At 58.7% G+C, this 2,975-nt stretch carries 2 rRNA genes (1 of these 2 only partly in view); both read left to right on the top strand.

Going from position 1 to position 2,975, the window contains the following annotated elements:
- Nucleotides 1-804, top strand: a 16S ribosomal RNA gene (locus ACFVN3_RS20805); the annotation flags it as partial.
- Nucleotides 805-1,290: 486 nt separating this feature from the next.
- Nucleotides 1,291-2,975, top strand: a 23S ribosomal RNA gene (locus tag ACFVN3_RS20800); it runs 1,487 nt beyond the window's last position.

Genomic DNA, 2,975 nt, shown 5'->3' with positions numbered 1-2,975 from the left:
CCGCAACTGACGCTGAGGAGCGAAAGCATGGGGAGCGAACAGGATTAGATACCCTGGTAGTCCATGCCGTAAACGTTGGGCACTAGGTGTGGGGCTCATTCCACGAGTTCCGTGCCGCAGCAAACGCATTAAGTGCCCCGCCTGGGGAGTACGGCCGCAAGGCTAAAACTCAAAGGAATTGACGGGGGCCCGCACAAGCGGCGGAGCATGCGGATTAATTCGATGCAACGCGAAGAACCTTACCAAGGCTTGACATGCACGGGAAGCCACCAGAGATGGTGGTCTCTTTGGACACTCGTGCACAGGTGGTGCATGGTTGTCGTCAGCTCGTGTCGTGAGATGTTGGGTTAAGTCCCGCAACGAGCGCAACCCTCGTCCCATGTTGCCAGCGGGTTATGCCGGGGACTCATGGGAGACTGCCGGGGTCAACTCGGAGGAAGGTGGGGATGACGTCAAATCATCATGCCCCTTATGTCTTGGGCTTCACGCATGCTACAATGGCCGGTACAAAGGGCTGCGATACCGCAAGGTGGAGCGAATCCCAAAAAGCCGGTCTCAGTTCGGATTGGGGTCTGCAACTCGACCCCATGAAGTCGGAGTCGCTAGTAATCGCAGATCAGCAACGCTGCGGTGAATACGTTCCCGGGCCTTGTACACACCGCCCGTCAAGTCACGAAAGTCGGTAACACCCGAAGCCCATGGCCCAACCGTTCGCGGGGGGAGTGGTCGAAGGTGGGACTGGCGATTGGGACTAAGTCGTAACAAGGTAGCCGTACCGGAAGGTGCGGCTGGATCACCTCCTTTCTAAGGAGCTACCAACGCTCGCCCGGCCGGCTTTTGCTGGTGGGTGGGTTGTTCAGGTGCCACGCCATCGCCGCACGTGTGATGGGTGGTTGCTCATGGGTGGAACATTGACGAAAGAGTCTTCTGGTCTTGCTGGTGTCAGTACCTGCCGGCCTGCCTGGTCCTTCGGGGCCTGGGTGGGTGGTGGTGGAACATCACGGGTGAGGGTGGAGGGCTTGTCGAGCACACTGTTGGGTCCTCAGGTCACCGGCCACCGGTTGGTGGGGTGCCTGGTACGGGCCGGTCTCCGGACCTCGAACCGCTGTCCTTGGTCCTCCTTCGTGGAGGGGTGGGGGTGGTAGGCGGGTCCTGGTGGGGGTCGGGGTCGTTGGTTGTTTGAGAACTGCACAGTGGACGCGAGCATCTTTGTAAAGATCAAGACACACTCGCTGCGCCTTTCGGGGTGTGTGGGTGTGGTTCTTGGTTCTCTGCAGTTTTGTTGTTTTTGTTGAAGTTTTTAAGGGCACAGGGTGGATGCCTTGGCACTAGGAGCCGAAGAAGGACGTGGTAGCCTGCGATAAGCCTCGGGGAGCTGGCAAACGAGCTGTGATCCGAGGGTTTCCGAATGGGGGAACCCCGCACGAGTCATGTCGTGTGACCTGCACCTGAATATATAGGGTGTGTGGAGGGAACGTCGGGAAGTGAAACATCTCAGTACCGACAGGAAGAGATATTCCGTGAGTAGTGGCGAGCGAAAGCGGATGAGGCCAAACCGGGCGCGTGTTAAAGCTGTCAGGCGTTGCGTGTTCGGGGTTGTGGGACCCTTCTGGTGGATCTGACAGTCCGCCGGGGAGTCAGAAAGTCGTGTCATAGTCGAACCGCATTGAAAGGCGGACCACAGACGGTGCGAGTCCGGTAGACGAAATGGTGCGGCCTCCCGAAGGGGATCCCAAGTAGCACGGGGCCCGAGAAATCTCGTGTGAATCTGGCAAGACCACTTGCTAAGCCTAAATACTACCTAGTGACCGATAGCGGACCAGTACCGTGAGGGAAAGGTGAAAAGTACCCCGGGAGGGGAGTGAAATAGTACCTGAAACCGTGTGCCTACAATCCGTTGGAGCCTCCTTGGTTGGGGTGACAGCGTGCCTTTTGAAGAATGAGCCTGCGAGTTAGTGCTCAGTGGCGAGGTTAACCCGTGTGGGGAAGCCGTAGCGAAAGCGAGTCCGAATAGGGCGCCCATAGTCGCTGGGTCTAGACCCGAAGCGAAGTGATCTAGCCATGGGCAGGTTGAAGCGCGGGTAAGACCGCGTGGAGGACCGAACCCACCAGGGTTGAAAACCTGGGGGATGACCTGTGGTTAGGGGTGAAAGGCCAATCAAACTTCGTGATAGCTGGTTCTCCCCGAAATGCATTTAGGTGCAGCGTCACGTGTTTCTTGCCGGAGGTAGAGCTACTGGATGGCCGATGGGCCCTACAAGGTTACTGACGTCAGCCAAACTCCGAATGCCGGTAAGTGGAAGCGTGGCAGTGAGACTGCGGGGGATAAGCTCCGTAGTCGAGAGGGAAACAGCCCAGACCACCGGCTAAGGCCCCTAAGCGTGTGCTAAGTGGGAAAGGATGTGGAGTTGCACAGACAACCAGGAGGTTGGCTTAGAAGCAGCCACCCTTGAAAGAGTGCGTAATAGCTCACTGGTCAAGTGATTCCGCGCCGACAATGTAGCGGGGCTCAAGTACACCGCCGAAGCCGTGGCATCTGCGCTCAACTCAGGCCTTCGTGGTCCAGAGGCGCAGGTGGGTAGGGGAGCGTCGTGTGGGCAGTGAAGCCGCGGGGGAACCCAGTGGTGGAGCCCACACGAGTGAGAATGCAGGCATGAGTAGCGAAAGACGGGTGAGAAACCCGTCCGCCGAATGACCAAGGGTTCCAGGGCCAGGTTAATCCGCCCTGGGTAAGTCGGGACCTAAGGCGAGGCCGACAGGCGTAGTCGATGGACAAGGAGTTGATATTCTCCTACCGGCGAAGAACCGCCCATACCGAGCCCGGTGATGCTTACCGCCCAAACCTGTCCACCGGCCCTTCGGGGCCACCGGACAGGGGCGCGCGGGACCCGAACCGGTAGTAGGTAAGCGTATTAACAGGGGTGACGCAGGAAGGTAGCCCGGCGTGGCGATGGTAGACCACGTCCAAGGCCGTA

The sequence above is a fragment of the Cellulosimicrobium sp. NPDC057862 genome, from assembly GCF_042797035.1.
Lineage (GTDB): Bacteria > Actinomycetota > Actinomycetes > Actinomycetales > Cellulomonadaceae > Cellulosimicrobium.
The sequence above is the reverse complement of the archived record's forward strand: the minus strand, read 5'-3'. Positions and strand labels throughout refer to the sequence as shown.